At 59.2% G+C, this 26,383-nt stretch carries 19 protein-coding genes; 3 read left to right on the top strand and 16 right to left on the bottom strand.

The window, feature by feature from the left end:
* Positions 1–99: 99 nt before the first annotated feature.
* The 4 genes from ACILSO_RS16675 to ACILSO_RS16690 form a co-directional block, all read right to left on the bottom strand.
* Positions 100–3,594, bottom strand: a complete 3,495-nt coding sequence (locus ACILSO_RS16675; RefSeq protein WP_395738568.1) for a hypothetical protein — start codon at positions 3,592–3,594, stop codon at positions 100–102.
* Between the two features lie 131 nt (positions 3,595–3,725).
* Entirely contained in the window at positions 3,726–4,688 is a 963-nt protein-coding gene (locus tag ACILSO_RS16680) for a hypothetical protein (protein WP_395738569.1), read from the bottom strand.
* 163 nt (positions 4,689–4,851) lie between these two features.
* The gene (gene truB, locus ACILSO_RS16685) at positions 4,852–5,583 is read right to left on the bottom strand and encodes a tRNA pseudouridine(55) synthase TruB (protein ID WP_395738570.1); all 732 of its coding nucleotides are present in this window, start codon (positions 5,581–5,583) and stop codon (positions 4,852–4,854) included.
* On the bottom strand, positions 5,561–6,547 hold the full coding sequence (locus ACILSO_RS16690; RefSeq protein ID WP_395738571.1) for a bifunctional oligoribonuclease/PAP phosphatase NrnA: 987 nt from the start codon (positions 6,545–6,547) through the stop codon (positions 5,561–5,563). The genes truB and ACILSO_RS16690 overlap by 23 nt, the downstream gene beginning before the upstream one ends.
* Positions 6,548–6,769: 222 nt before the next feature.
* Between ACILSO_RS16690 and ACILSO_RS16695 the strand changes: the two genes are divergently transcribed.
* Positions 6,770–8,542: an ABC transporter ATP-binding protein/permease gene (locus ACILSO_RS16695; RefSeq protein WP_395738572.1), complete on the top strand. Its 1,773-nt coding sequence runs from the start codon at positions 6,770–6,772 to the stop codon at positions 8,540–8,542.
* Positions 8,543–8,601: 59 nt separating this feature from the next.
* Here the strand turns inward: ACILSO_RS16695 and ACILSO_RS16700 are convergent, their stop codons facing one another.
* The 12 genes from ACILSO_RS16700 to ACILSO_RS16755 all read right to left on the bottom strand — a co-directional run bounded on the left by ACILSO_RS16700 (position 8,602) and on the right by ACILSO_RS16755 (position 23,116).
* Positions 8,602–10,515 carry a hypothetical protein gene (locus ACILSO_RS16700; RefSeq protein WP_395738573.1) on the bottom strand — a complete coding sequence of 638 codons (1,914 nt, stop codon included), beginning with the start codon at positions 10,513–10,515 and terminating at the stop codon, positions 8,602–8,604.
* 134 nt (positions 10,516–10,649) lie between these two features.
* Positions 10,650–11,033, bottom strand: a complete 384-nt coding sequence (locus tag ACILSO_RS16705; protein WP_395738574.1) for a hypothetical protein — start codon at positions 11,031–11,033, stop codon at positions 10,650–10,652.
* A 52-nt stretch (positions 11,034–11,085) separates the two neighbouring features.
* Entirely contained in the window at positions 11,086–11,484 is a 399-nt protein-coding gene (gene rbfA / locus ACILSO_RS16710; protein ID WP_395738575.1) for a 30S ribosome-binding factor RbfA, read from the bottom strand.
* A 9-nt stretch (positions 11,485–11,493) separates the two neighbouring features.
* Complete coding sequence (gene infB / locus ACILSO_RS16715) at positions 11,494–13,755, bottom strand: translation initiation factor IF-2 (RefSeq protein ID WP_395738576.1); 2,262 nt, start codon at positions 13,753–13,755, stop codon at positions 11,494–11,496.
* Positions 13,756–13,862: 107 nt separating this feature from the next.
* On the bottom strand, positions 13,863–15,110 hold the full coding sequence (gene nusA, locus ACILSO_RS16720; RefSeq protein ID WP_395738577.1) for a transcription termination factor NusA: 1,248 nt from the start codon (positions 15,108–15,110) through the stop codon (positions 13,863–13,865).
* Positions 15,111–15,431: 321 nt separating this feature from the next.
* Positions 15,432–16,796 carry a Gfo/Idh/MocA family protein gene (locus ACILSO_RS16725; protein WP_395738578.1) on the bottom strand — a complete coding sequence of 455 codons (1,365 nt, stop codon included), beginning with the start codon at positions 16,794–16,796 and terminating at the stop codon, positions 15,432–15,434.
* A 37-nt stretch (positions 16,797–16,833) separates the two neighbouring features.
* Positions 16,834–17,568 (bottom strand): sialate O-acetylesterase, encoded by a 735-nt coding sequence (locus tag ACILSO_RS16730; RefSeq protein ID WP_395738579.1) that lies wholly within the window; start codon positions 17,566–17,568, stop codon positions 16,834–16,836.
* 39 nt (positions 17,569–17,607) lie between these two features.
* On the bottom strand, positions 17,608–17,856 hold the full coding sequence (locus tag ACILSO_RS16735; protein WP_395738580.1) for a hypothetical protein: 249 nt from the start codon (positions 17,854–17,856) through the stop codon (positions 17,608–17,610).
* 101 nt (positions 17,857–17,957) lie between these two features.
* The gene (locus ACILSO_RS16740; RefSeq protein ID WP_395738718.1) at positions 17,958–20,294 is read right to left on the bottom strand and encodes a DUF1592 domain-containing protein; all 2,337 of its coding nucleotides are present in this window, start codon (positions 20,292–20,294) and stop codon (positions 17,958–17,960) included.
* A gap of 43 nt (positions 20,295–20,337) precedes the next feature.
* A complete protein-coding gene (locus ACILSO_RS16745) occupies positions 20,338–21,621 on the bottom strand; it encodes a DUF1552 domain-containing protein (protein WP_395738581.1) in 1,284 nt (427 codons plus the stop codon).
* An 8-nt stretch (positions 21,622–21,629) separates the two neighbouring features.
* A complete protein-coding gene (locus ACILSO_RS16750; protein ID WP_395738582.1) occupies positions 21,630–22,595 on the bottom strand; it encodes a hypothetical protein in 966 nt (321 codons plus the stop codon).
* Positions 22,592–23,116 carry a sigma-70 family RNA polymerase sigma factor gene (locus ACILSO_RS16755; RefSeq protein ID WP_395738583.1) on the bottom strand — a complete coding sequence of 175 codons (525 nt, stop codon included), beginning with the start codon at positions 23,114–23,116 and terminating at the stop codon, positions 22,592–22,594. Before ACILSO_RS16755 ends, ACILSO_RS16750 begins: the two co-directional genes overlap by 4 nt.
* Positions 23,117–23,271: 155 nt before the next feature.
* On the opposite strand from ACILSO_RS16755, the gene ACILSO_RS16760 reads away from it, so the two are divergent.
* Complete coding sequence (locus ACILSO_RS16760) at positions 23,272–24,702, top strand: sulfatase (protein WP_395738584.1); 1,431 nt, start codon at positions 23,272–23,274, stop codon at positions 24,700–24,702.
* Between the two features lie 105 nt (positions 24,703–24,807).
* The gene (locus tag ACILSO_RS16765) at positions 24,808–26,043 is read left to right on the top strand and encodes a hypothetical protein (RefSeq protein WP_395738585.1); all 1,236 of its coding nucleotides are present in this window, start codon (positions 24,808–24,810) and stop codon (positions 26,041–26,043) included.
* Positions 26,044–26,383: the final 340 nt, after the last annotated feature.

The following is a 26,383-nucleotide window of genomic DNA, read 5'->3' on the forward strand; positions in this document are numbered from 1 at the left end:
CCCTGTTCACAAGAGAGTCCGGCAGGCCTCTGAACATGCGGCTACGCAGGCATGGCGTCAAGCCGGAGGTCAGGGCCTCAAAACGACAGAATCCGCCCCCTACTGGCTTACCTTCAAACGCATAAACCGCTGCGGATGCGCAGGATCAGTGGTCTGGTACAAATCCGAAACCGACACCGCACGCGGGCTTCCCATGGCATTTTCAATGATGCTGGTTCCTGACGTAATCACGCTGAAAGCACCGCCGCTGGCGCTCTGCGCAAGGTCCGTCCAGGGCCCCGCCAGACTGTCCGCCGCCTGCACAATCAGCGTGATGTCATTGCGGCTCGGGTACCGGTTGAAGCTGAGCTGCAGTCGGTTTCCCGTAGCATCCACCTTGGAGCCCGGCAGCACGCCACTGCCTGAGGAAACGCCCGCAGGATCACCACCCAGCGCATACTCCATGAGATTGGGAATGCCATTGTGGTTGGGGTCCGCCCCCGGCGCCGCATTGCCGCTTCCGGTGATGACACCAAAATACTGCTGCTGCCACCCCTGATTGGCCGTCACTCCCATCCCGCTGAGCGAGATGTCAAAAGGACTCTTGCTGCCCCCCACATTGCTGACGATGTGCAGCCCCGCGCTGCTCCCCGCCGTCAAAGCACCCGGCGCATAAGTGACATTGAAAGTCACACTCTCCCCCGGCACAAAATGCGATGCACTCAGCGGACTGGCCGCAAAGTCTGCATTGTTCACCCCATCAATGCTCACACTCAGCCCGCTGATCTCCGCATCCCCCGGATTGGTCAGCGTAAAAGTCAGCGCCCTATTGCCGCTCCCCGCCACCACCGGCCCAAAATCCACACCGCCAGTGCCATCGCTCAGCACGGTGGTTTGCGTCACCGCGATGTCCGGCGTCGGGGTGGGCAAATTGGCCTGAGTTACACAGGGCGAGATACTGTTGTTGCTGATCATCCTGAAATTTTCACCCCCAACAAAAAGGTGATTACTAGCATCGACAGCCATTGCGTTAAAATAAACTACCGGGCTGACCGATTCATGGGCGAAATTCATCCCTGAACCAAATCCCGACCACGAATTGCCATCCCATTTGGAAATGCAAGGAACATTCAATAGCAGGTAATAGTCACCGCAGGCATAGAGATTGGTACCATTAACCGCCAAAGCCGAGATGGAACCGGTCGGTACTGGGGGCAGATCAGACCAGGTACTGCCGTCCCATTTGCTGATGTACCCTCCAGCAGCGTACAGAATGGAACCGTTCACGGCCAAAGCGGCGACATAGTAGTTGAAGCCGCCCCCCAGCTTGCACCAAGCACTGCCATCCCATTTCGCGATGTTGTTGGCAGACACTTCACCTGCGGTGGAAAAAATGCCGCCAGCATAAAGATCCGTGCCGATCATTGCCAGCGAGTTCACCGAAGGATGCTCCCCCCCGCCTATGCCTGCGCCAAGGGCATTCCACGCACTGCCATCCCACTTCGCAATATAGCTGGCGGACACACCACCCGCAGTTGTGAACAATCCCCCTGCATAAAGATCCGTCCCGATCATCGCCAGCGACAGCACCGAGGGATAGTCCATCCCGCCCAAGCCTGCGCCTAGTGGCGACCATGCAATTCCATCCCATTTTGCGATGCAGTTGGCGGCCACTCCGTCAGCCGATGTAAAGTTCCCCGCGGCATACACATCACCACCATGTACCAGCAGCGCATTTACCACCCCGTTCAATTCTCCGCCAAGGGCAGTCCAAGCCTGACCATCCCACTTCGCGACGTGGTTGCCCAAATGGCCGCCTACTACGCCAAAAATTCCCGCGGCGTATAGGATGCTGCCACTGGCCGCCATAGTTTTGACAGTGCCATAAATACCTTTGAAGAGAGGGGACCAGGTGTTGCCGTCCCATTTCATCACGCCAATATGATAGGGTTGAACATTCGGCACATAGAAGTCACCTCCAATACAAAGATCCGTCCCGATAAGCGCGAAAGCGTATACCGGATCAGGAGAAAATGAGTCCGCCACCCCCGTGCCCAAGTCAGACCATGAACTGCCGTCCCATTTCGACAAGCCCGGGTACGAATCCCCTCCGACATACAAATCTCCACCACTCAGCACCATAGCTTTCACGGGATAGAAGGTCCCCCCTCCCACTGATGTCCATGAGGAACCGTTCCATTTGGCCACATTGCCAACGGTGCGCAATCCGGATCGGGAAAAATCCCCTGCTGCGTAAAGCGTTGTACCGCTGACCACCAATGCAGTCACCACGGCAGAATTTCCGGAAACAGGCGCATTGAGTCCGCTTCCAAGCGCAGACCAGGCATTGCCATTCCATTTTGCCACACTCATGGCGGATACCCCACCCGCCGTGATGAAGTCCCCTCCAACATACAATTCGCCGCCCATGACCGCCATTGCATATACTCCACCGAGTATTCCGCTGCCGAGCCCCGACCAAGTGCTACCATCCCATTGAGCGATGCCATTGGTAGAAATACCGCCCGCAGTGAAAAAGTCTCCCCCAGCGTAGAGAATACCGTCCTTCATGATCAATGCTCGAACTGTATAGTTCACTCCTGTGCCCAGTGCTGACCAAGTGCTGCCATTCCATTTTGCTATGTTGTTCACTGGCATACCGCCAGCCATGGAAAAAAGTCCTCCCGCATAAACGTCTGAACCGTTCACTGCCAATGCCTGAACCTTAAAATTTGTCCCAAGCCCCAGAGCACTCCACGTCGTGCCATCCCATTTGGCGATGCAACTCGCGGCAACAGTGCCCACCATGGAGAAGTAACCGCCCACATACAGATTACCATTGCCGTCCACAGCCATCGCGTAAACCGTGCCATTGGGTCCAACAATGCCAGGATTAATACCAACCCAGTCGGAATCGCTGAAGGTGGGATCAATCCGCACGGGATAGGAGGCGGCAGTGTCCTCAACCAGCACAGCGATGCGGTCCGAGGCTACCTTCGTCAATGTGGCCGCAAGCTTCTTCCCCGTCGCATCCGTCACACGCAAACGGCTGTAGCCAATCTCCCGCCCGCTGCCTGGCAGCGTGAGCTTGATTCCATAATCCGCCTGCTCAACCCGCGCCCCAGTCACACCAAGCGTGACGCGCAGTTCACCCGTCCCTTCCGGGCGCTGCAATACCACAAAGTCCTGGCGCACACCGTCCGCGCTCACCCGATATTCCTCCAGCAGGCCCGGGCGCGAAAAGGAGGCGGCCTCAGCCGTGGCCATCACAGTTCCGCAAACCGGCAGCGTTTGTGACCTCGCGCCTACTCTGCCGAATGCCGTCGCCAGCACACGAAATCTCACTGACCGGCCTGCTGCATTCGCAGTGGAGGAAAGCCATAGCCCATCCCCTGTGACCTCACCTTCCAGTTTTTGCAACGAAGAACACAGCCGTGCGCCCTCTGCAGTCGGCGTGATGGCGATGCCCTCACCTGGGCATTGTTTCTGCGCCTCCGCGCCAAGTTGATCCCATGGGATGGCTCTGGCTGACGCTCCCGTTGTTTCCACCGCTCGGAGTTCGAACGTAAAAACCAGCAGAACCCAGAGTTGAAAAGCAGCACAAAGAAATTTCATCAGGCAGAACGAATGACCTCAGCAAGTGACGTGAGAATATTTTTTACTCTTGGAAATCCGGCGTTTTTTGCAAGCCGGAAATTCTCGTCACTGATGCAGCCGCCCCGTCGCACCTTAGAAAAGCAGCGGCGCTACTTCTCCACCACCTGTGCACGCAGCGTGTTCACCGCGGAGGCCGCCGTCAGCCAGTCGGCGTAGCGGGAAAAGAGCAGCGTAAACTCACTCTGCAGAGCGTCGATGGAGTGCTTGATGATCTTGTCCAGAGCCTGCGCCTCCTGTCCGCTTATGGGGTGGCCCGGAGTACCGGGGCCGGCCAGGATGGCGTCGAGATCCTGCTTCAGCACACCGCGCAGTTCATCGTTTTTGCGCTGCTCATCGCCATAGACTTCACTCAGCTCAGGATTGGAGGCGCTGCCGGCCAGATCCGCCAGCGTGCGGTTTTCCTGCTCCAGGCGTTCGATGTTGGACTTCATGTCCTTGATCAGCTTGTTGCGCATCGTGTCGGTCTGGCTGGTGAGGCGCAGGTTCTCACGATAGTCCTCGCTGTCCACATAGCGAACACCGCCAAAGCGATAGTGGCCCGCGGCCTTGTAGCGTGCAAACTCCTCGTGCTTGGGGAAGGATTTGTAGAGCTCAACGATCTGCTTCACCCGCTTTTCGATGCGTTCCTCGAAATCATTGCTGATGCTCTGCTTCTGCGTCTGGGTGAGATTGAAGGTGGGGCGCACCATCTGCTCCTCCAGCCAGGCGCGCTTCTGCTGGTAGTAAGTGATGCTCTGCTGCAGGCTGGCGATGGTCTCCTCCTTCATCCGCGTCACTTTCGTGTGCGAGTCCTTGGAATCGGTGACAGTGCGCAGGGTCGTGAGCAGATCTTGAAACCGGCCCTCAATCCGCTGATCCGCATTGTGGATCTCGCTGCCCAGCAGGCTGGCTCGCTGCGCCTGCCCTGCGAGCCTGGCTTTGAGAATGCTTTGAGCAGGAGTGGTCGCAGCGGTTGCAGATACAGGCGCGGCAGGTGCCTGCGCGAAAATCATCTGACCGGCCTGCCCAGCCAGCAGAAACACCGCGAGACGGCGAAGGGAGCAAAGTTTCATGGGAGTGCAGCCGGGTTGCAGGCTGTGCAGGATAAAACAGTGACGCCCGCCCGAAGTTTCACCGTGACAAGAAAGCGACGGGAATGCGCAAGCCATGCGCCATGCATCAAACCGAGAACTCCGGACAACTTGAAACTTTAAACCTTGAACTTGAAACTGCGCATTATGCGCCGCGCAGCTTGCTCACATCATACAGCGTCAGCATGGAGGCCAGCACCTCATCCCTCTTCCCCTGCTTGAGCATGTCAAAAGTCACATGCTTGCCAGGAAGCAGCTTGAAGTGGCCTGAGCGCGTGCGACGCAGAGCGCTGAGGTGCGCTCCGCAGCCCAGTTTCTGGCCCACATCATGCGCATACGTGCGCACGTAGAAGCCCTTGCTGCAAACCACGCGGAAGTCCACATACGGCGGCTCAAAGCGCGTGATCTCGTAGTCATACACGCGCACAAAGCGCGGCTCGCGCTCCACCTCCTGGCCTTTGCGCGCCAGTTTGTAGAGTGGCACACCGTCGATCTTGATGGCGGAGACCATCGGCGGCATCTGGTAGAAATCTCCACGCATGGAATCAAAGGCGGCCTTCACCTGCTCCAGCGTGAGGTCGGCTGGCACAGGCTTTTCTTCGGTGACTTCGCCTTCGGCATCCTGCGAATTCGTCGTCTGGCCGAGCTTCAACGTGCCCACATATTCCTTGTCCTCAGACATGAGGAGGTCGGAAAGGCGCGTGCCGTTTCCGAGCACCAGGATGAGCATGCCGGTCGCCATGGGGTCCAGCGTACCGCAGTGGCCGATCTTCTTCATGTTCAGGCAGCGCCGTGCGACGGCCACCACATCATGCGAGGTCATGTCCTGGCCTTTGTCCACCAGGAGGACGCCGCTAATCAATTCTTCTGACTTCATGTTCGAGTACTTGCAAAAATTTCTCCGCTGCTTCGCCGATGGGGCCCTTCATACGTGCGCCTGAGGCCATGCGATGGCCGCCGCCGCCGAACTGCCCGCAGATGGCGGACACATCCAGCCGGCTGTCCTTGGACCGGGCGCTCACGCGCACCTTGCCACCGGCCACGTCTTCAAAGATGACGCAGCTTACCACGGAGTCGATCATGCGCAGGGTGTCGATGAGACCTTCGGTGTCGCCGGGTTCCATCGAGATGGAGTCCATGAGCTCCTGCTTGAGCTGCCAGCTCACGATGCGGCCCTCCGCGCGGAACTGCATGTGATTGAGCATGTCCCGCATGAGCTCCAGCCGCCGCATTGGGTAGGACTGGTAAACGAGCTGGGACAGCCGCGCCGTGTCCAGCCCGGCCTCCATCATCTCGGCAGCGATGCGGTGGGACCGCGCCGTGGTGCAGGAGAACTGGAAGGATCCCGTATCCGTGGAAATCGCGATGAAGAGATTCTGCAGCACAGCATCATCGATGGGCAGGCCGTGCTCGCTGAGCAGATTGTAAATGATCTGGCCGGTGGCTGGCTCGGTGGGCACGATGAGATTGAGCGTGCCGTAGCCAGGATTCGTGGGGTGGTGGTCGATGTTGACCAGCAGCGGCGCAGCATCGAGCAGAGCCTTGGTTTTCTCCCCCACCCGCTCATGGGTGGCGGTGTCCAGCGCGATGGCAAGGTCGATGCCCAGCGGCTGCGTGCCGGGCTGAATGACGGTGTCTGTACCGGGCAAAAAGGCCAGGTTTGAAGGCACGCCATCCTCCAGCATCGCGATAACCTCCTTGCCCAGGGCCCGCAGGCTGAGCGCGAGTCCCAGCACCGAGCCTACCGCATCCCCATCCGGCCGCACGTGGGCCACGATGGCAATACGTTGCGCGGAGCGCATGGCGGCGACGATTTCGGCGGTGGTGGAGTTGGTTGGCATCCGGGGGGCATTCACAAAGCACCACCACCGCAAAGCTGCAAGGCGAAGATGCAGGAGCGGAATGGAAGTTTGGCACAGGCAATCCCACCCGCCCCGACGGCGCACTCCCGAGGGCTTCCTTCAGGCAGGACTGGCCGTGCACCACTTCCACAAGGCCGCCGCGGGCTCTGGCTGCGAAAGTTTGGTGACTTCTTTTTGCAGCCGTCAGCCGGCTCCCCAACCATGAACGAACCCATCACGCCGGCCAGTCGGATCGCCTCGAAAGAAAAGTTTCGAAAGACCGTGAGGCAGTTTGTGTCCATCACACGGGCGTTTTTCAAGTCGGAGCGCCGTGTCAAGGCGCGCGGACTTCTCATCCTCCTCGTCGTCCTTTCGGTCGCCTACACAGGAATCATCGTCGTCATCAGCTACGCCGGTCGGGACCTCATGACCGCCATTGAGAGGAAAAACACTCACGGCTACTGGGAGGCCATCGGCCGCTACGCCATCACTTTTGTGGCCGCAGTCCTCATCAATGTGTACTACCGCTGGACGCAGGAGACACTGGCCCTCCTCTGGCGCGAGTGGCTCACGCAGCACCTCATCAAACGCTACTTCAACAACCGCGCCTACTACCGCCTGCGCGGCTCCGAGAGCATCGACAACCCGGACCAGCGCATCAGTGAAGACGTGCGAAACTTCACCGCGGACTCGCTGACGTATGCGCTCATGCTGGTGCAGTCCGTCATGACCCTCATCGGCTTCTTTGGCGTGCTGTGGGGCATCTCCGGCCTGCTGGTGGGCGTGGCTTTGATCTATGCCGCCTTCGGCACCTTCATGTGCATCGTCATTGGCCGCAGGCTCGTTTCCCTCCAGTACGACAAATATCAAAAGGAGGCCGACATGCGCTACGGCCTCGTACGCATTCGCGACAACGCGGAATCCATCGCTTTTTACCGCGGCGAAAAGCGCGAGCACCGCGACCTCATCCATCGCCTTTCCGCCATCGTGGGAAACATGCGCACCATCATCTTCTGGAACCGCAACCTGGGCTTCTTTCGCAACAGCTACAACTACCTCGCCCTCATCCTGCCCATCCTCATTGTGGCCCCGATGTTCATGAACGGCTCCAAGCCCTTCGGCGTGGTGACGCAGACCATCGAATCCTTCGCCCAGGTCCTTGGCGCCGTGTCTCTCGTGGCAAACAACTTCGAGGACCTCAGCACCTACCTCGCCGGCGTGCAGCGCCTCGGCATTCTTTGGGACGACCTCGATGAATTTGATGCGGAAGAAGAGCGCAGCGCCCGTGAAAGCCAGCAGCAGATCGAAGAAGTCGGAAACGCGGTGAGGCTGTGCAAGCTCACCGTTCTCACCCCGGACAAAGCCAAGGTGCTCGCCAAGGAGCTCACCTTTGAACTCAACCCCAATCAGAGCCTCATGATCATGGGCCCCAGCGGCAGCGGCAAAAGCTCCGTGCTGCGCACCATCGCCGGACTGTGGACCGGCGGCGTGGGTGCCTTGGAGCGCCCTGCCCTGCAGCATCTCATGTTCCTGCCCCAGCGTCCCTACATGATCCCCGGCAGCCTGCGCGACCAGCTCCGCTACCCGGACCACGACTGCAGTGCCGATGACGACACCATCCGCCGCGTCGTCGAACAAGTAAACCTCACCGACGTCCTCAACCGCGTGGAAGGAGATCTCGATCGCGTCATCGACTGGACCAACATCCTCTCCCTTGGCGAGCAGCAGCGCGTTTCCTTTGCCCGTCTCTTCCTGCGCCGCCCCAAGTTCGCCTTCCTCGACGAAGCCACCAGCGCCCTCGATGAAGACAATCAAAAACGCCTCTACCAGTTAGTGCGCGAATCTGGTATCGGCTTCATCAGCGTGGGTCACCGCGAGACGCTGGTCCAGTTCCACGAGCACATCCTCCGCCTGGAAAGCGTGGGCGGATGGGTGCTGCGCCGCCACGAGGAACTCCCAGTAGAGAGTGAAACCAGCCGGCAAACCGGAGTTTGAATTTGCAGGACGTTCGTCAAGCCGCGTTCCTTATTGCAACTGCTCGCGCTGAGTCACCCTCACGGCCTCGCTTCCTGTCTCAAGACGATCGGGACATAACCTGCCTCCAAACCCTGCGGAGGTTCCACCCGTAAAGCAGCGTCCAGAGTTGAGAGCGTTCCAGAGGTGGGGGCCGGCATGTAGTTGGCTGTCACCGCCCACTCTCCATGCAGCCTTTCCACCAGTGCCTGCAGTTGATTGCGTTTTTCCTCCGTCCACTTCTGCGCCACGATGGATGGCTGGTCGATGAAACGATACCACGCATAAGTAACCACCGAGCCATCTGTCAGCGTCACGGTGAAGGGGCCGGACTTTGCCCCGGGCTTTTTCCAGACTCCGGCCGCGTTCTCCGGAGAGATGTACGGTTCGCCTTTGCCCGCGGGCCGAAAGCTCTGCCCGAGCAGGTGGACTTCTTTCGGCACCTGCGCTTCGCCAATCACCATGCGTTTGTCTCCCTCCTGGCGGAAATACTCCGGCAGCCTGCCCCACCCTCGCTCATTTTTCCATTTGAGTCCAAAGGCCTTGCCTCCACCGGGGCGGTCAAAGATGGCGGTTTGCACACGCTTGCCAAATCCATCCAGCTCGATGTTCTCCTCTCCGTCCCCCTGATGAAATGAGATCGGCTCCGCCTTCAGTTCCGGACGAAACTCCGCCTTGGGGTTGAACTGCCAGGCAATCTTGCGCTTGTCCTGCCGCAGGTTCTTCACGCGGTTGAAGAGTCCCTTCTCGGAATACAGCACCACGTCCTGCATCAGCACCGTCTCTCCCTGCTCATTGACCGGAAACTGCAGCTTCGGCACCTTGCTGTACACCGTGCCCTTGGCATCCTTCGCTTCAAACATCGGCACCGTGTTCACCTCCATCGCTCCACCGCCCATCAATCCCGGCCGGGCGTCCAGCCCGCGAGCATCAATCAAATGATAGCTCTGCGAAAGCTGGCTCCAGATGTCAGGAATCCAGAAAGCCACCGGGCCTTTGAAATTGGCTGCGTTGAAAAACAGCGTCCAGCACTGTTCCCCCGTGGGAGTTCCTTCCCGATTGTGGGCGGACACCAGCGGCAGTGCCATCCATGCGTTGCCCAGAAGTTCACCAGCGCTGCCCTCTTTGAAGGTCAGTCCATCGGGCGGAACCAACAGGCGGTTGCTCAGTTGCGCAATGCCGAGCTGATTTGGTGCCAGCCACTTGGGTCCGCCAAATCCCCACCCCGGCGATGAGATTTCGTGGTTGTAACCGTTCGGCGTGCCATTGATCCGATACTTTGACGTGGCCGACGCAAACTGGGTGCTCACCCAGAATCCCAGCCCGCCTTCGATCGTCTGGAACACATCACGATAAAAAGGCCCGCGCTCCGGCCAGTTATCCCGCGCAAAGGTTCCCGGAGGACACAGTGGCTTCTCGAAATCGTTGTTGTCGGGAAGTATCCACGTCGAGGGCAGCCCCACTTGAAACCCGGCCAGCGGCTTCTCCAGCAGCGGCCATGTGGCCACGTAAAAACTCACGCCGTAACCGTAGCCCGCTGGCACGTCGCCGAGATCCATCGAGATATAGCCCTTCAGCCCGCCTGACTTCTGCGGCAGACGCACTCCTCCGCGTTTCCCTCCCAGCCGGAGATAAAGGTCGCCGCGAAACGTAAAGCCGGTCACTTTGCCATCCTCCATGTGCAGCACGCACTCATTGCCACCTTCGGCAAAGTAAGGATTCGTCGAGTCCGTCTTCAGCACCCCATGGGCTAGATCCGGCATCAAATTCCACTTACTCCCCGCCTTGTTCACCCATTCCAGCATCGCGCCATTGGATTCCGGCTTGTGGCGGATCTCACCCTCATGCCACGGGTTTTCCACAGGTTCACGGCGGTACTTGCCCACCAGAGCATTCAACGTCTGCCCGTGAGCGGCAAAGCCCCCCAGAAGCACTAGGCAAAGAACTGCACGCACCCCCCAATAATAAACAACTCTGCCCGCCCAAAAGTCTCGCGGAAAAGGCTGCGTCTTCATTAAATCTAGGCTGCCAACTTTTATTGCCTGGAGCAAGCCTGAAATGCCCCCCCTTGGATGAGGGCGCCATGCCATCACTCCAGGCTTACCTTGTGCACTTTTGAAACAACACCTTTCTCCAGATCAAACTCCCACTGCCAGCCGCCGTCGCCAAAATCAAAGCGGTAGATGATCACTTTGTCCGTGCCTGAGGAGGGCTGACCCAGACACTGGATCACCTGCTCTTTTGGCAGGCCAACGGGCGACCACAACCTCATGAGTTTGTGCATGTCCATTAGAGGCCTGATGACTTCGCCTCTGCCGCGACGATCCGCGATGTCCCTCGCCAGCTTTGCAGCATCCTCAGAAAGGCGGTTTGTTGCAGCGGGCGATTTGTCTTGCGCCAAGCCTGCCATCGTTTGAGCCATGAGGATGCTGGCAAACAGCAGCAGAAGACGAATCGAAGCCGATGATTTCATGGATGCCTAACGGCACCAGGTCGAACCTCCGTATGAAGATCCGTGGTCTCCCTTACTTCGCGCCCTTCCCCTTCTCCTCTTTTTTATCCCCCTCCTCCACCGGCAGATCGGCCATCGGCGGCGGGAGATTATCAATGATGTTCAGAAGCGGCACGCCGCGCTCCACAGACTTGTCCAGGCGGAAAAAGAGCTGCGGGCTGCTGCGCAGTTTGACACGTTTGTACAGATCACGCTGAATGAACCCGCGTGCCTTCGTGAGCTTCTCGATGGCAGCGTCCTGCTGGTGCGGCTTGCCGATCACCCCCACATACACAAAGCACTGCCTCATGTCCGGCGTGGGGCTCACATCGTGAATCGTCACCAGGCAGTCCTCAATCCGGAAATCCTTCTCCAGGATGGTGCTCAGCTCACGGCGAATCAGTTCGCGGACTTTATCAACTCGTAGGGACATGAAACTTCGTTAAAGCGTCTGGGCGATCTTCTCGAGTTCGTAGCACTCGATGACGTCGTTTTCCTCGTAGTCGCTGAAGCCGGAGAGCTTGATGCCGCACTCCAGGCCGTTGCGCACTTCGCTGACTTCGTCGTGGAAGCGACGCAGCGTTTCAAAGCCGCCGTCGTACACAGCCTGGCCGTCACGCAGCACGCGGGCGCGCTGCTTGCGGTGCATGATGCCATCGGTGACGACCGAGCCGCCGACGTAGCCCTTGTTGACCTTGAAGACCTGCTTCACTCGGGCATGGCCCAGCACCTTCTCGCGGGTGATCGGATCGAGCAGTCCGGCCATGGCTTCCTTCACCTGGTCGATGAGTTCGTAGATGATGGAGTACAGCTTGATCTGCACGGTTTCGCGCTTCGCCACAGTAAGGGCCTTGTTCTCCACCTTGACGTTGAAGCCGATGATGATGGCGTCCGAGGCGCTGGCCAGCAGCACGTCAGATTCATTGATGGCTCCGACTTCCTTGTGCAGGATGTCGAGGTTGCACTTGTCGCTCTGGATGTCCGTCAGGCACTTGGAGACGGCTTCCACGGAACCCTGCACGTCGCACTTGAGCACGATCTTGAGGGCCTTCTTGTTGCTGTCCTCAATGCTGGCAAACAGATGCTCGAGCGTGGAGCGGCGCGGCACATTGAGCTTCTTCTGGCGGATCTCTTCCAGACGCTCTTCGCTGAGCTTCTTGACGTCGCGCTCGCTCTTCATCACCACCACCTCGTCGCCCACATGCGGCATGTCGCTGAAGCCGATGACTTCGCAGGGCATGCCGGGAAGGACTTCTTTGATGGATTCGCCGCGGTCATTGATCAGCGCTTTCACCTTGCCCCAGAGCGGGCCGCAGATGAAGGGCTGGCCGACCGAGAGCGTACCCTGGCCGATGATGACGGTGGCCACAGGCCCTTTGCCCGCCACCATGGACGATTCGATGACCGTCGCGCGCGGCGAGGCCTTCGGATCAGCCTTGAGCTCAAGCACTTCGGCCTGGAGGCTCATGGTTTCCAGCAGGTTGTCCAGTCCCATGCCAGATCGGGCCGAGACTTCCATGACTTCGATCTCACCACCCCAGTCCACTGGTGCCAGACCGATGTCCTGAAGCTGGCTCTTCACACGCATGACGTTGGCGGTCGGGAGATCGCATTTGTTCAAAGCGACCATGAGCTGCACGCCTGCCGCTTTGGCATGGCTGAGCGCCTCTTTCGTCTGCGGCATGATGCCGTCGTCCGCCGCGATGACGAGCACCACGATGTCCGTCACATTCGCACCGCGGGCGCGCATGGCGGAGAAAGCCGCATGGCCGGGGGTGTCGATGAAAGTGATGGGCTTGCCATTGTGGAAAATACAGTAAGCACCAATGTGCTGCGTGATGCCACCCGCTTCTCCAGCGGTGACCTGCGTTTTGCGCAATGCGTCCAGCAGCGAGGTTTTGCCATGGTCCACGTGACCCATGAAGGTGATGATGGGAGCGCGCAGTTGCAGCTTTTCCTCCTCCACCTCCTCAACGACCTGGGCCACAGGCTCGACGATGACTTCCTCGACCTTGTGCACGCCGCCGCCTTTTTCGCGCTTGTCACGCTCCAGCTTGAAGCCGTGCTTCTCACAAATTTTCTCGGCGATCTCGATGTCGATGGCCTTGTCCGCGCTCGCAAACACCTTGAACGCGATCAGTTCGGAAATGATCTTGAAGGGCTTCAGGCCCATTTTGTCCGCCAGATCCTTCACCACGATTGGGGGCTTCAGGTGGATGATTTTTTCACCGCTTTCACCGATCTCAAATTCCGGTGCCGGCACTTCCACCGGCGGAGCATGCACGATCGGGACGATCGGCTTCGGCGGCGTGGGGTCATTCAGCAGGGAGATGGGCGGCAGGGCGCTCTGCACGGCGTTTTCGTCCACCGGGCGGCGGCGCACCTTCGGCTTCTCATCATCCTCAAAAAGATTCAGCGCGGCGGCTTTGCGCTCATCTAAAGTAGGCTTGGCAGGCGCGGGCGGAGCCTCTGGCTGCGGTGCTGGAGCGGCGGGCGCTTTGGCTCCCAAGGAAGCCCCCAGTGGCGGCAGCGATGTTGCCTCTTTGTTACCCGTTCTCGTTCTGGGCTTCTTTTCCTCAATCAACGACAGCACCTTTGCTTTCACCTCTTTTTTAGGCTTGGTGCTATCGACAGGCACTTCCTCCTCACCGACCTCGTCGGCAGGGGACTTGCTTTTTTTGGCAGATGAGGGCTTGCTGGGCATGAGAGAATGAGATCGGGCGAGCGGCGTGGGAAGCGGGCTTGTCGTAAGTTGAAAGTTGGTTTGAAATCGTTGTCATGGCGACACAGGGGCTGCTCCTTTGCAGGAGTTTAAGCGTGTGCCGCGGCTTTGTCGTAAATCTGCTGGGCCAGGGCGGTATCCCCGCCGAGCACCTCGGCGATGTCAGCGACATCGACCCCGGTGGCCAGCATCTTGAGATCGCCCATGCCTCCTTGCGTGAGCTGAAGGGCCACGCTCTCAGTGATGCCCAGGGCATCCACAAGGTGGTGGACGGCGCTGCCCATCTGGCCTTCGAAGACCTCGGCGGCATGTTCATCTTTCTCGATGATCAGGTCCATGCCTACAAGGCGGGAGGTCAGGCGTGCGTTCTGCCCGCGGCGGCCGATGGCCTTGGAAAGATCTTCATCCGTCACGGTGAGGCGGGCCTCCTTCTTGTCCGTGTTTACGGAGATGGAGATGACCTTGATCGGTTTCAGCGCTTCACGCACGAATTCGGCGGGGTCCGCCTTCCAGCGAATGATGTCCACCTTCTCGTTGTTCAGCTCGCGGACGATGTTCTTCACGCGTGCGCCGCGAAGGCCCACGCAGGCTCCCACGGGGTCCACCTTCTCGTCGGCGCTGTGCACGGCCACCTTGGTGCGGTAGCCGGCTTCACGGGCGATGCTGGCGATTTCCACGGTACGGTCACCGATTTCGCTGACTTCAAATTCAAACAGACGGCGCACAAAATTCGGATGCGCGCGGGAGAGGATGATCTCGGGGCCGCGGCCGCTGTCCTTTTCCACAGCCTTCACGTAGAAGCGCATGCGGTCACCCGGGGTGTAGTCCTCCGTGGACACACGCTCCTTGGACGTCATCACGCCTTCAAACTTGCCAAGGTCCACGATCACGTCAGACTTTTCAAATCGGCGCACCACGCCGCTTACGACGTCGCCAGTGCGGTCCTTGAACTCTTCGTAGAGGTTTTCCTTCTCCGCCATGCGCAGGCGCTGCAGCATCGTCTGCTTGGCCGTCTGCGCCGCGATGCGGCCCATGTTGTTGGGGGTGACTTCAACTTCGATCTCATCGCCGATCACCGCGTCTTTCTTGAAGCGCTTCGCCGTTGCCAGCGGAAGCTCCTCCCAGCGGTTGGTCACATTTTCCACCGCGATCAGTTTGGCAAAAGCCTTGATCGTTCCCTTGTCAGGATCAATGTCGATGCGAAGTTCGCGTGCTGGGCCGATGCTTTTCTTGGAGGCGGCGAGCAATGCCTGTGACAGGGCCTCGACCATCTTGAGACGGTCGATTCCTTTCTCTTTCTCGTAGTAGTCGAAGAGGGCTTTGAGTTCGCTGATCATATGAAAGTCGTGATTTCACCAGACAAAAAAGAGCGGGGATGGCCCCACTCTCGCCGTGAAAACGCTAATTCTGTCCGGGAAGGAACGACGATCATAAAGGAGGGCTAGGAATCAGCAACCGAAAATTTAGCTGGAATTCCGCAGTTTTCTCAGGCGTTTTCACGAGTCTGTTACCCCGTCTCCGGCCCGCATCCGCCGCCCGGGTTTGCGACGGTTTCCCTTCCTCCAACCAGCACCAGCAGAACGGCACCATTCACTAGACGATAATAAGCCAATTTCTTATACAACTCAAACAGATGGAGGAGACATACGCCAATTTTCTCAGAGGGTCTCACCGTATCGCCAGCCATCGCGCGCCGGTTCTTTGAGGAAAGCGTTGAGCTCCGGACGATTCGCGATCCGGGCCGCTTTGGCGTCCCACTCGATGCGTGTGTTGAACCGCTGGGCAAGCACACCCAGCAGGATGATTTCCGTCAATCGGGCCGAGTACGTGAAGTTAGAACCCGGCTCGCTCCCCTCCCCTTTGATCGCCCGCATCCACTCCCGAAATGGCCCGCCGGCCACACGCGGGATGGACTCCGGCGGCGGGCTGGCCTTCCAAGCTTCGCGCAATTCGGTGTCCAGGATGCTGGGCGCTCCTGCATGGGTGCCACAGCCCAGCATTCCTTTGCTCCCGACCATCCAGCAAGCCCGTCCGAGGTGCGCGGCATGGTCGGCGCCGAATTTTTCGATCCGTCCCACCTTGTTCCAATCCTGGGGACCGTCAAACCACTCCAGCGTAACCGGCCCACGTGCGCCTTTGGCTGGGAAGTGGTATTTGATGTGACTTCCGGCCGGGATCACCCCCTCCAGAGAATCCTTCCGTGCAAGACATTCCACCACCGTCGGCGGGTCGAGATCCAGCGCCCACACGGGGGTGTCCAGCGTGTGGCAGCCCCAGTCTCCCAGCATGCCTGAGCCGAAGTCATAAAACGTCCGCCACCGGTAGGGATGATAGTCGCCACAGTGGTCACGTTCAGCGGCAGGGCCCAGCCACAGGTCCCAGTCAAAGCCTGCGGGCACCGGAGACGACGGCGGTGGCATCACGGATGGATTGGCGAAATGCTGGCCTCCCATTTGCGGACCTCCGTTGTGGCAGTAGACCTGGGCCACATCGCCAATGACTCCCGCGCGAACGGCCTCCACGGACTGCCGGATGCCATCGCCCGCGTGGCCCTGATTTCCCATCTGGGTGACCACCCCGTAGCGCTCCCTGGCCTTCACCAAGGTGCGTGCCTGCCAGACGTTATGGGTGAGCGGCTTCTGCGTGTAAACGTGGATGCCGCGCTCCATGGCCGCGAGCGTGGCCGGGAAATGCGTGTGATCAGGAGTAGAAACCACCACGGCATCGATCTCCTTATGCATCTTGTCGAGCATCTCGCGGAAATCAGTGAAGAAGGGCTGGTTGGTGCGCCAGGCCTTCATGTTTTCCGCGCAATGGTTTTGATCCACGTCGCAAAAAGCCACCAGATTCTCCTCCGAGCATCCCTGATTGTACGGCTGCTGGGCGATCCACCCGCCCGATCCAATAAAAGCGATGTTCAGTTTTCCATTGGCTGATTTCCCAGGCTTGCCAATGGCAAATGAGGGAAGTGTGGAAGCAGCCGTGAGCGCGACCGAGTGGGAGAGAAAGGCTCTGCGATTCATGAGTTGGGACCTGAACGTTTCGTCGCTCAGTACGGGTTCATCTGGCCGATGATTGCTGCAAGAGTTTTAGCATTGACTCCCCCATGGCGGCGCCCATCTCGTAGTGCGTGTAGCCATTGTGGTTCCAGTGGAAGTCGAAGTTGGAAGGCGAAATGCTTTGGTCGCGCCACATCGGTCGCGTGTCCACCACGGCCACATTGCCCTTGAATTCAGGATGTCTCGTCGCATCGCCGATGTTGTCCTGAGCAAGCCGCACATCAGCCCTCGTTCCTTTTTGCTTGTCGCCAAAAAATCCGCTGTTGGCGATCACAAATGCCATGCGTGGGTTGAACTCCTTGCGCACATCCTGGATGAAGTCGGCCATGTTGGCCTCATACTCGGCGGTCATTTTGGCATCCCCGCCATCCTGCCAGCCCTGGTGCCAGCCAAACCCGACCGCTTCAGCTTTGCGTCCAGCAAATTCCGGAAATTCTGTTGCGAGACCGGCCAGCACTTCTTTGACCGTGGCCACCATGTGCGTGTAGCGCGCACCGACCTCGCCCCCACGCTTCGCCACAGCGCTGGGCGGACGCCAGTCCTTGGCCAGACTGGTTCCACCCGTGGACACCTTGATGATGAGAACCTCGTCCTCAATCCCGTTGCCAACGCCATGTCCAAATCCGAACTCCGGGCCGATCCATGTGGCGGCGCCCGGTGCGGCATAGCCGATGGTCAGATCTCCCTTCTTCGTCTTTCCGTCGCAGTAAGCGTAGATCTTGACGTCCTTGCGCACCCGCCACTTGCCCTGGTCATCAACGAGGGACGTGGTGCCCTACGGTCCAAATTTGGCCGGGTTTTCTTGGATCATGGCACGCATGCTTCCCAGTCCGCCGGGAATCTCCCGCACATTGTCTTTGCCCTGCGGACGTTTGGGATCAAATGCCGGATTGCCTCCTTCTTCAGCTTTGCCGTGGCCAACCATGTTCGACTGGCCGGCAAGAATGAAAACCTTCACCTTGGCAGCCTGCGCAGAGCAGCAGAGAGACACAAAAAAAACCAACACGGAGTAGATGAGCTTCATGGGAGCAGGCAGGAGTGGGTAGCTCTTTAAACGTGGAAGTAGTGGCCCAGCCTTTCGGATTCCACTCGTGGTGAAGACCATATAAAAAAAATCATTGGTGCTCACCGGTTCCGCATCAGTTCGCCGGTGCTGATCATGAGCAGCATCTCCTGGAGGCGGAAGTCATTGGCGGCGGCGCGGTCGAGGATGGCTTCGATGGCAGGGTAGTCAGCGGGGACGAGTTTGCGGCCTTTGGCGTATTCGGCCATTTGGATGACGAGATGCCGGGCAAAGGGGCGCAGATCACTGGCGAGGATTTTTTTGAGATCGGTGACGTTGGCAAAGTCCTTGCCCTTGAAGCTGCCATCGGTGCTGACGGCCTGCGTTTTGGAATAACGGGTGCGCAGTCCGCCGATGGGGTCAAAGCTCTCCAGCGCAAAGCCGAGCGGGTCCATCTGGCGGTGACAGGAAGCGCAGTTGGCGTCCGTGCGGTGCTTTTCGAGCTGCTGGCGGACAGTGAGCGCTCCATTGATGTCCGGTGCGATGGCGGGGACTTCTTTGGGCGGCGGTGGCGGCGGGGTGCCGAGCAGTTCCTTGAGAATCCAATGCCCGCGTATGATGGGCGAGGTCTCCACGCCGTTGGCGGTGAGCGTGAGGATGCTGCCTTGGCCGAGCAGCCCGCCGCGCATTGAACCGGGCGGGATGCTCACGCGGAACATCTCGGTCCTGGGGGTGTCGGTTTTGCCGAGCCGGACTTTAGTTCCCGGGAAGGGCATGTCGTAGTGGCTGGCCAGGGCTTCATTGACGAAGGTGTAGTCGGAATCAATGAAGTCGCGGATGCTGCGGTTCTCCTGCAGCACATAGCCGAAGAAGCGCCGCGTCTCCTCCAGCATGGCATGCTCCAGCTTCAGGTCGGTGTATTTGCGATACTCGCCGCGGAGGTCCGGCGGCATGGTGCCGAGCTTGCCGAGGGAGAGCCACTGGTCGGCAAAGCTGTCGGCGAAGGACTGGCTGCGCGGATCCTGCAACATGCGCCGGGCTTCGGCCAGGAGCACGGCGGGCTCCTTGAGTTTGCCGGAGTTCGCGAACGCAAAGAGTCCCGCGTCCGGCATGCTGCTCCAGAGGAGATAGGAGAGCCGGTGGGCGAGCGGGAAAGGAGGAAGCTCGCCCTGGCCTTCACGGCGGTAGAGAAAGTCCACCGAGGTCATCATGGCGGCAAAGGTCTTGATGAGGGACTCATGCCAGTCGTGGGTGGCCGCCTGCTGCTGGTCGAGATAGGCGAGATAAGACTGAATCTCCGCAGCCGCGACAGGCCGGCGAAACGCACGGGCGGCAAAGTATTGCACCAGGCGCTGGCGCATGACCGCGCTGCTGAGGTCAGGCATCTCCCTCACGCCGAGCGTGGTCTTGACGCTGGCTGGAGGCCATTCATCGAAGATGGGGCCTTCAATCTGATAGCGGCTGATGCGGATGCCGGGACCGACATACTGCTTCTTCTCTAACTCCTCTTCCTTGACCTGCCTCCTGCGGGCGGCCGCCCGTAGCTGGGTGATGGGCTTTTTGGACGCATTGACGACGGACCAGTAAGGAAAGTGATCTTTGTCGATCCATGTCTCGAATTCAAAGGTCTGGTCCTCGTCGTCCTTCAGATCGAAGGTGCGGAGTACTTTGCCGGCGCTGGACACGCTATCCACATCGTCCGGCTTAATGCCGAAGCCCATGATGACCGGCCCCTCGGCAGGTTGCAGACGCAGTCCATACGCATCGCGGTCCACGGCGCGGGCGGTGACGGTGATCTTGTAGAGCCCCGGTTCGCGCATCACGCGCGTGGATTCGCCGTCGTAGAGCTTGTATTTGCCACCACCCCGGCCAATCACGGCTTCGCTAGACTTATCCATGTAGCGACCCGCGGTGCCCTCCATCTTCGCCAGATTCACGTCGATCACCTGCGACTTGGGCTGCTGCTTGCTCTCGGTAAAGAGCGCGTGGCGCAGGCTCTTGTCTGCCGCGCCCAGATATTCCAGCAGCAGTTCGTTGGAGGTGACGAGTTTTTCGGCCTCGGTGTCAAAGCCGTCCGTCTCGTCCTTGTAGATGTATTCAGCGGGATCAAAGGTGCCGGCGCGCAGCCCGAGCAAGTCCTTCACTGTGTTGCCATACTCGCGCTTGTTCAGCCGGCGCATTCCGGTTGTGGCAATCGGCGCGCTCTGCCTCGCGACCACCAGCGCGTGCTGGATCAGGCCCTGACGCTCCGCCTCCGTGGGCTGCGGCTTGTCATCCGGCGGCATCTCCCGCTTGGCGAGCTGGTCGTAAATCTGGCCCCACAGCTCCGGGGTGAACGCATTCGCGTCATCCAGCCGCACGTCGCCCTTTTGCTTCTCCTTGCCGTGGCATTGAGTGCAGTTTTTTCCAGCAGGAGACGCAGGTTCTCGGGGATATCCGCCGCAGACACCGCAGCGCAGAGCTGGAGAACAGCCAGTGTTTGCATGAGCCGGGTCATGATGCTCAGGCCTGGAAGGCGGTGAAGGTTCCCGTGGCGCCGTTGAAGCGGTCAATCTCGACGCCGAAGTTTTGCAGCATGGTGGTGAAGAGATTGTTCAGCGGCGTCTGCGTGCCGGTCTTGCGCATCGCATCCACATGCACGCCGTGCTTGAAGCCACCGCCAGCGAGGATGATCGGCAGGTCGCGATTCGAGTGAACAGAGGCATCGCTCAGTCCGCTGCCGAAAAAGACCATCGTGTCGGAGAGCAGTGTGCCATGCTCCGTGCGCGCGCTTTTCAGTTTCTCCACGAAGCGCGCCATCTGGGCAACGTAGAAGGTCTCAATGATCCGCAACTGCCTGACCCTTTCCGGCAACTGCCCGTGATGGCTCAGCGTGTGGTAGCCGGTATCCACGCCGTCCAGTTCGATGACGCGATTGTGCGCGCCCCAGCCGGCGGTGAAGACGCGGCTGGTGTCCGTCTGAATGGCAAGGAAGAGCAGGTCAAACATCAGCGGCGAAAGCGTCGCATAGTCAAAGCCGCTGTGTGCATGCACGTCGTCGTCGAACTCGACCTTGGGCCTGGGCGCGTCCTCCCAGCGCTTGATGCCCTGGATGCGCTCCTCGGCCTCGCGGATGGCGGTGAGGTATTCCTCCAGTTTCTGCCGATCCGTCGCGTTGATGCTCTGCCCGAGACGCTTCGCCTGCTCGCGCACCAGATCAAGCACGCTGCGCTCCTGGTCGAGCTTTGCCTTGATGGCTTTCTTCTCCGCGGCGGAGCCATCCACAAAGAGCTTTTCAAACAGATCAAAAGGCGACGTTTCCTCGCGCACCTTGATGCCGGAAGGGGTCCACGAAGGACTCTCCGCGCTACCGAGAGAGATGTGAACGGAGGGGAACCGCGTCTGATAGCCAACGTGCCGCGCCGCGACCTGATCCACGGAGGTGTTTTGACCCGCTGCGGAATGAGTTGGATCGACGCCGCTGAGGATGGATTTGGTGCCGCCGTGCTTCGTGAAGATCCCGGGATGATCCATGTGCGAGATGACGGTGAAATCATCCCGCAGCGCCGCCAGCGGCTGGAGCACCGGCGAGAGCGTGCAACCAGCCCCGAAGTCCTTGGGGAAAAAGCTTTGCGGGTGCATGCCAAGCCCGGTGCAGATGGCCACCATGCGCTTTGGCGAAGCCGTGGCAGCCTTGGCACCGGCCAAAGATTCGAAAAATGGCAACGCGATGGAGACTCCCGCAGCGCGGAGGAAAGAGCGCCGCGACACACCACCGGTCATTGGAGAATAGGAGATTGGTTTCATGCGGTTGTTCATTCGGCTTTGGCCTTGTTGCGCCTGACTCTCGTCTTGGTCGCGGCGGGATGGGAGGTGATCGAGAGCGTGGCGTGCACGCCGTCAATGTAGTGGGCGGTCTTCTGGTCCGGGTTTTGAGAAAGACCGCCAGCGAGGGAGATCACCAGACTGCGCGCCTCACGCGGCACCTCCACGATCGCCGTGAGTGTCTGCCAGCCCTCCGCCTCCGGCGTCGTGCTGAGGCCGCGTTTCGAGGCCGCCAGTGCACCGTCCATTTCCCGCCATTCCCTCCCCACCCATTGGGTCCGCACAATGTCCGGAGCCTCCGCAAAAGCCGCCACCCGCAGCGTGTAGCGGTCCCGCAGGCCACGCTCCGCCGCATGAAACGAAGCCGTCACCATCACCTGCCGTACTTCGTTCCCCTGCGGAAGGGGCAGCGATCTCACATCCACAATCCGGTCCAGATAGCTCAGCGTCGTCGTAGGAGAAGAATCGAGCCGCAGCATGCGCTGCCCGTCCACAGGCTGGATCCCGCTGCTGGCAGACACCACCTCCGCCGCATCGCCGCCCCAAACCCCAGTCTGTTCAGGAAACCCCTGCGAGAACTGCTGCTCGCTGTCTTCAAAGTCATCGCCGAAAAGCGTGATCACCTTTTCCGATGATGGGACCATGTAAGCCATGACCACGGACGTGCAAAACATCCCCAAGACCAGGCCCGCCGCCAGGGGGCGCCATGACCATGCACGCGTGCGCCGCTCCCCAGCCCGTGCGAGGGCTCGCGCTGCAGGTGGTACTGGCAGGCTGAGCATAGCCTCGGCGGATTGCGCCGTCATCTCCAGCGCAGTGTCCAGGTTCAGAGCCTCCAGGTAGCTGTCTCTCAGCATGGGATCTGTCATCAGTTCCCGCTCCAGAGCCTGCGCATCCGCAGTGCTGATAGTTCCGGAAATGTATTCTTGAATGAGATCGTGCCAGCGTGAGTTCATGCCAGTTCCTCCTGTGCCAGGGTTTTGCGCACGCATTCCAGCAGCGCCTGCCGGATGCGGTGCAGTTTTTTGTAAAGCGCCATGGCCGTCTCGCCACGCTGCGCAGCCAGACACTCGATACGAGTGCCCTTGGTGTAGGCGCGCAGCACCATTTCGCGCTGCGGCTCCGCCAGCTTTTGCAGGCAGTGCTCCAGCGCCTCGCGCTGTGCAGCGTGGCCCTGCTCCAGCTCGGCCTGCCTTTCTGCCAGCTGATTAACCAGTTCCTCTCCAAACACATGCCGGTCACGCTGACGCCGCTGCAGATGCTGCAGCACCTTGAGCCGCGCCACGCCAAAGGCCCAGTTTTTAAAATCCTCGGCTCCGTCAAACTTCTGCCACAGCGTCACAATGACCTCCTGCATCACCTCAGATGCCTCATGTCTGTCCGGCAGCATCGCGCGCACATACCCGCGAAGCGCTTGCTCAGCCTCCGCATAGAGGCGGAGAAAAGTCTCATTTTGGAGGGGAGGTGTCTCTGACATGCTTCGTCGGTTTTCAGTAAAGTCCCAGCACACCGCCACTTTTGCCGCAAAAAATGATCCCGCTGGCCAATTCCCCACATCAAGACGGCTGCTTGCCTTATGCATTCGGCACAACCTTGCCTGAAAATTTCCGCCTCGTAACGCGTTCACCCCAGATGCGCCAGCCACTCGCCGCCCTGCTCTCTTCCCTTGCCCTCTCACTTTCCACCCTTGTCTCGGCCGCACCAGCCCAGCCAAACATCGTCGTCATCTTCATGGATGACATGGGCTACGCCGATGTGAGCTGCTTCGGTGCACAGGGCTACAAGACTCCAAACATCGACAGACTGGCCGCTCAGGGGCGCAAGTTCACCAATTTCCACGTCGCTCAGGCCGTGTGCAGCGCCTCGCGCACCGCCCTGCTCACCGGCTGCTACTCGAACCGCCTGGGCATCCACGGCGCCCTCGGGCCCACGGCCAAGCACGGCATCAACTCGAACGAAATGACCCTGGCCGAACTGGTGAAGCAAAAGGGCTACGCCACCGCCGCCTTGGGAAAATGGCACCTCGGTTCCCTGCCCCAGTTCCTCCCCACCAAGCATGGCTTTGACCAATACTACGGCCTCCCCTACTCGAACGACATGTGGCCCTACCACCCGCAGGCCAAGAAGGCTTTCCCCAACCTCCCCATGATCGAAAATGATCAGGTCGTGGATCCCGAAGTCACCCCCGAGGAGCAGACCCATCTCACCACCGACTACACCATCCGCGGCGTGCAGTTCATCGAGAAGAACAAAGACAAGCCCTTCTTCCTCTACCTGGCCCACAGCATGGTTCATGTGCCCCTCTTTGTGAGCGACAAGTTCAAAGGCAAGTCTGGCAAAGGCCTCTTCGCAGACGTCATGATGGAGGTGGACTGGTCCGTGGGTCAGATCATGGAGTCGCTGAAGGAAAACGGCCTGGAGGACAACACCTGGGTCATCTTCTCCTCAGACAACGGCCCCTGGCTCAGCTACGGCGAGCACGCCGGCAGCGCCGGTCCGCTGCGCGAGGGCAAAGGTACTTCCTGGGAAGGCGGCACGCGCGTCACCGGCATCATGAAATGGCCCGGCAAAATCCCCGCGGGCACCACCACGGACACCATGATGATGACCATCGACGTTCTGCCCACCATCGCCCACGTCATCGACGCCAAACTGCCCGAGCATAAAATCGACGGCCTCAACTGCTGGCCCATCGTTTCCGGCGTTCCCGACGCCAAAAACCCCCACGACTTCTACGCCTTCTACTACGAGCAAAACCAGCTCCAGGCCATCACCAGCGGAGACGGCCGCTGGAAGCTCCAGCTCCCGCATACCTACCGCAGTCTGCCGTCCGACTCCCCAAAAGCCAAAGATGGCATACCCGTAAACTACAAGCAGGTGAAGGTGGAACAGCCCGAACTCTACGACCTCTACACCGACATCAGCGAGTCCAAAAACCTCGCCGCCCAAAACCCCGATGAAGTCGCCCGCCTGCAAAAGCACGCTGAAACCATCCGCGCTGAGCTGGGAGACACTCTCATGAAGATGCCCAAAGGCAGCGGGACTCGGGAAGCAGGCAAGTAGCAGCCTGTGGAAAAAGCCTCCCAATAAGGGTGGCCTTCTTTCGTTTTTCCTGCACGAACTGCCGTGCAGATTGATTCCGATTCTGCACGGCCTCATCAATGAAATATGAAAGCAGCCTTCGCCGTGCTTAACCCAAATGCTTTGCCCCTCACTGTTTGTTTCATCTTTGCCGGTCTGTGGTCCGCCGCGGCCCAGCAGCCCCTGTTTCATTTGCAGCACGGAGGAAGTTTCTCCCCCTATCGACATTACGAGGTGGTGATCAACCCCTCCTGTGAAGCCACAGTGAGCATCTCAAAGTACAGAGATGAAAAGGGGCAAGCCCCGCTCACTTACGAGACCAAGCTCTCGGAATACGAGATGAGCGCGTTGCTAGAAACCATCGTGGCCACCGGATTGAGGGAGGCTCGCTTCTCCGAATCCAAGGCTGGAGTAGGAGACGGCGGTCTAACTTCCATCTCAGTTCATTGCGAGGACTGGTCGAACACGGTCTCCTTTACCAATGCCCCGGTCTTGGGTCCGCTCAGCTCATTTGCCCATCAACTTGTTTCCCAAGCCGAAATCGTGCGTGAGGTTGAATCTGGCGGCAACCCATACGACGCCATGACGGCAGTCAATCCTGAAGATTCTGGCGCCAAGGTGCTGCAACCCTATGTGCTGAAAAAGCCGCTCATCGCCTACGTCAAAACCAGCACGAACAGGCAGCGCCTTGGCTGGGCCTTTGCAGCACTGGCCCGGCTGACGACTCCCAACGAGTATTTCGGATTGGTAGCCGCCGAACGCAGAAGGCCCGAGAGGACTGAAATTTTGAGATATATCGGCGATGGCGGTGGAGCGATGTCCAGGGAACACTCTGCAGCGCTACGTCTGTTGGATATGAGCTTTATCCAGTCGAATTATCGAACCTACAAGACGCTCAGTTACGAAGACAAAAACAAGCTTGAAGTCTTACTTTCACGCCTTGCAAAGACAGGCAGCCGATACGCCATGGCATTGTTAACAGAAGTGTTTGCCAGCTGCCAGAAGGATGGACTGCCACCGCAGATGGTTCCCCTCCACGAGTTTAAACGTGATGGACTTGCAGTGCTTCATGGGTTTCTACAAAATGGCGATGCCTTCCTGCGGGAAGCCGCGATCAAGCAATGCACGGTGGCGGCTCATATTCATTCCAAAAGCGACACACCAAACACCGTCTCACCTTTTGATTTGGAGTCCATACGCGACCTGTACCAAAAACAGGTTCTCCCCGCCCTGATTAACATAAAGGCAAATGACCCAGCTTTAGAACTTCGTCACCGCACTGAAGCGGCGATAGCAGAGATTGAAACCGAGTTGAGAAAATGATCAACCTCGCAAGGTGCTGCCCCCGCTTTCGCGTCGTCAGAATCAAAGCCTGCACAGGAAGACCACGCGGCGATGCAATACTCCATCTTTCTCGGTGGCTTTGCAGTAGCGATGAGATGCGCCCGCACCGCGGCCCACGTTGAGATATCATGCGGATGCTTCGTCTCTGAACGCTCGGTATTTTAATGTCCGCTCTTAAAACCTCGATCTTAAATTGAGCAATCAGTTTCAAGCATGGGCAATTTTTGTCCATCGTGAGCCTCTTTCCCACGAAGGGTTTGCTTTGCGCTTCCATAATAGCCACAGACGGCGGCATGCCCCCCGCTTCGCCTAGTTTCCG

This window comes from Prosthecobacter sp. (assembly GCF_044226605.1).
GTDB lineage: Bacteria > Verrucomicrobiota > Verrucomicrobiia > Verrucomicrobiales > Verrucomicrobiaceae > Prosthecobacter.

Coding starts and splice junctions, on each gene's coding strand:
- ACILSO_RS16750 (WP_395738582.1), bottom strand. CDS start 22,595: ATGAACTCACGCTGGCACGATCTCATTCAAGAATACATTTCCGGAACT.
- infB (WP_395738576.1), bottom strand. CDS start 13,755: ATGCCCAGCAAGCCCTCATCTGCCAAAAAAAGCAAGTCCCCTGCCGAC.
- ACILSO_RS16725 (WP_395738578.1), bottom strand. CDS start 16,796: ATGAATCGCAGAGCCTTTCTCTCCCACTCGGTCGCGCTCACGGCTGCT.
- truB (WP_395738570.1), bottom strand. CDS start 5,583: ATGAAGTCAGAAGAATTGATTAGCGGCGTCCTCCTGGTGGACAAAGGC.
- ACILSO_RS16755 (WP_395738583.1), bottom strand. CDS start 23,116: ATGTCAGAGACACCTCCCCTCCAAAATGAGACTTTTCTCCGCCTCTAT.
- rbfA (WP_395738575.1), bottom strand. CDS start 11,484: ATGTCCCTACGAGTTGATAAAGTCCGCGAACTGATTCGCCGTGAGCTG.
- ACILSO_RS16680 (WP_395738569.1), bottom strand. CDS start 4,688: ATGAAACTTTGCTCCCTTCGCCGTCTCGCGGTGTTTCTGCTGGCTGGG.
- ACILSO_RS16735 (WP_395738580.1), bottom strand. CDS start 17,856: ATGAAGCTCATCTACTCCGTGTTGGTTTTTTTTGTGTCTCTCTGCTGC.
- ACILSO_RS16705 (WP_395738574.1), bottom strand. CDS start 11,033: ATGAAATCATCGGCTTCGATTCGTCTTCTGCTGCTGTTTGCCAGCATC.
- ACILSO_RS16760 (WP_395738584.1), top strand. CDS start 23,272: ATGCGCCAGCCACTCGCCGCCCTGCTCTCTTCCCTTGCCCTCTCACTT.
- ACILSO_RS16745 (WP_395738581.1), bottom strand. CDS start 21,621: ATGAAACCAATCTCCTATTCTCCAATGACCGGTGGTGTGTCGCGGCGC.
- ACILSO_RS16695 (WP_395738572.1), top strand. CDS start 6,770: ATGAACGAACCCATCACGCCGGCCAGTCGGATCGCCTCGAAAGAAAAG.
- ACILSO_RS16690 (WP_395738571.1), bottom strand. CDS start 6,547: ATGCCAACCAACTCCACCACCGCCGAAATCGTCGCCGCCATGCGCTCC.
- ACILSO_RS16675 (WP_395738568.1), bottom strand. CDS start 3,594: ATGAAATTTCTTTGTGCTGCTTTTCAACTCTGGGTTCTGCTGGTTTTT.
- ACILSO_RS16765 (WP_395738585.1), top strand. CDS start 24,808: ATGAAAGCAGCCTTCGCCGTGCTTAACCCAAATGCTTTGCCCCTCACT.
- nusA (WP_395738577.1), bottom strand. CDS start 15,110: ATGATCAGCGAACTCAAAGCCCTCTTCGACTACTACGAGAAAGAGAAA.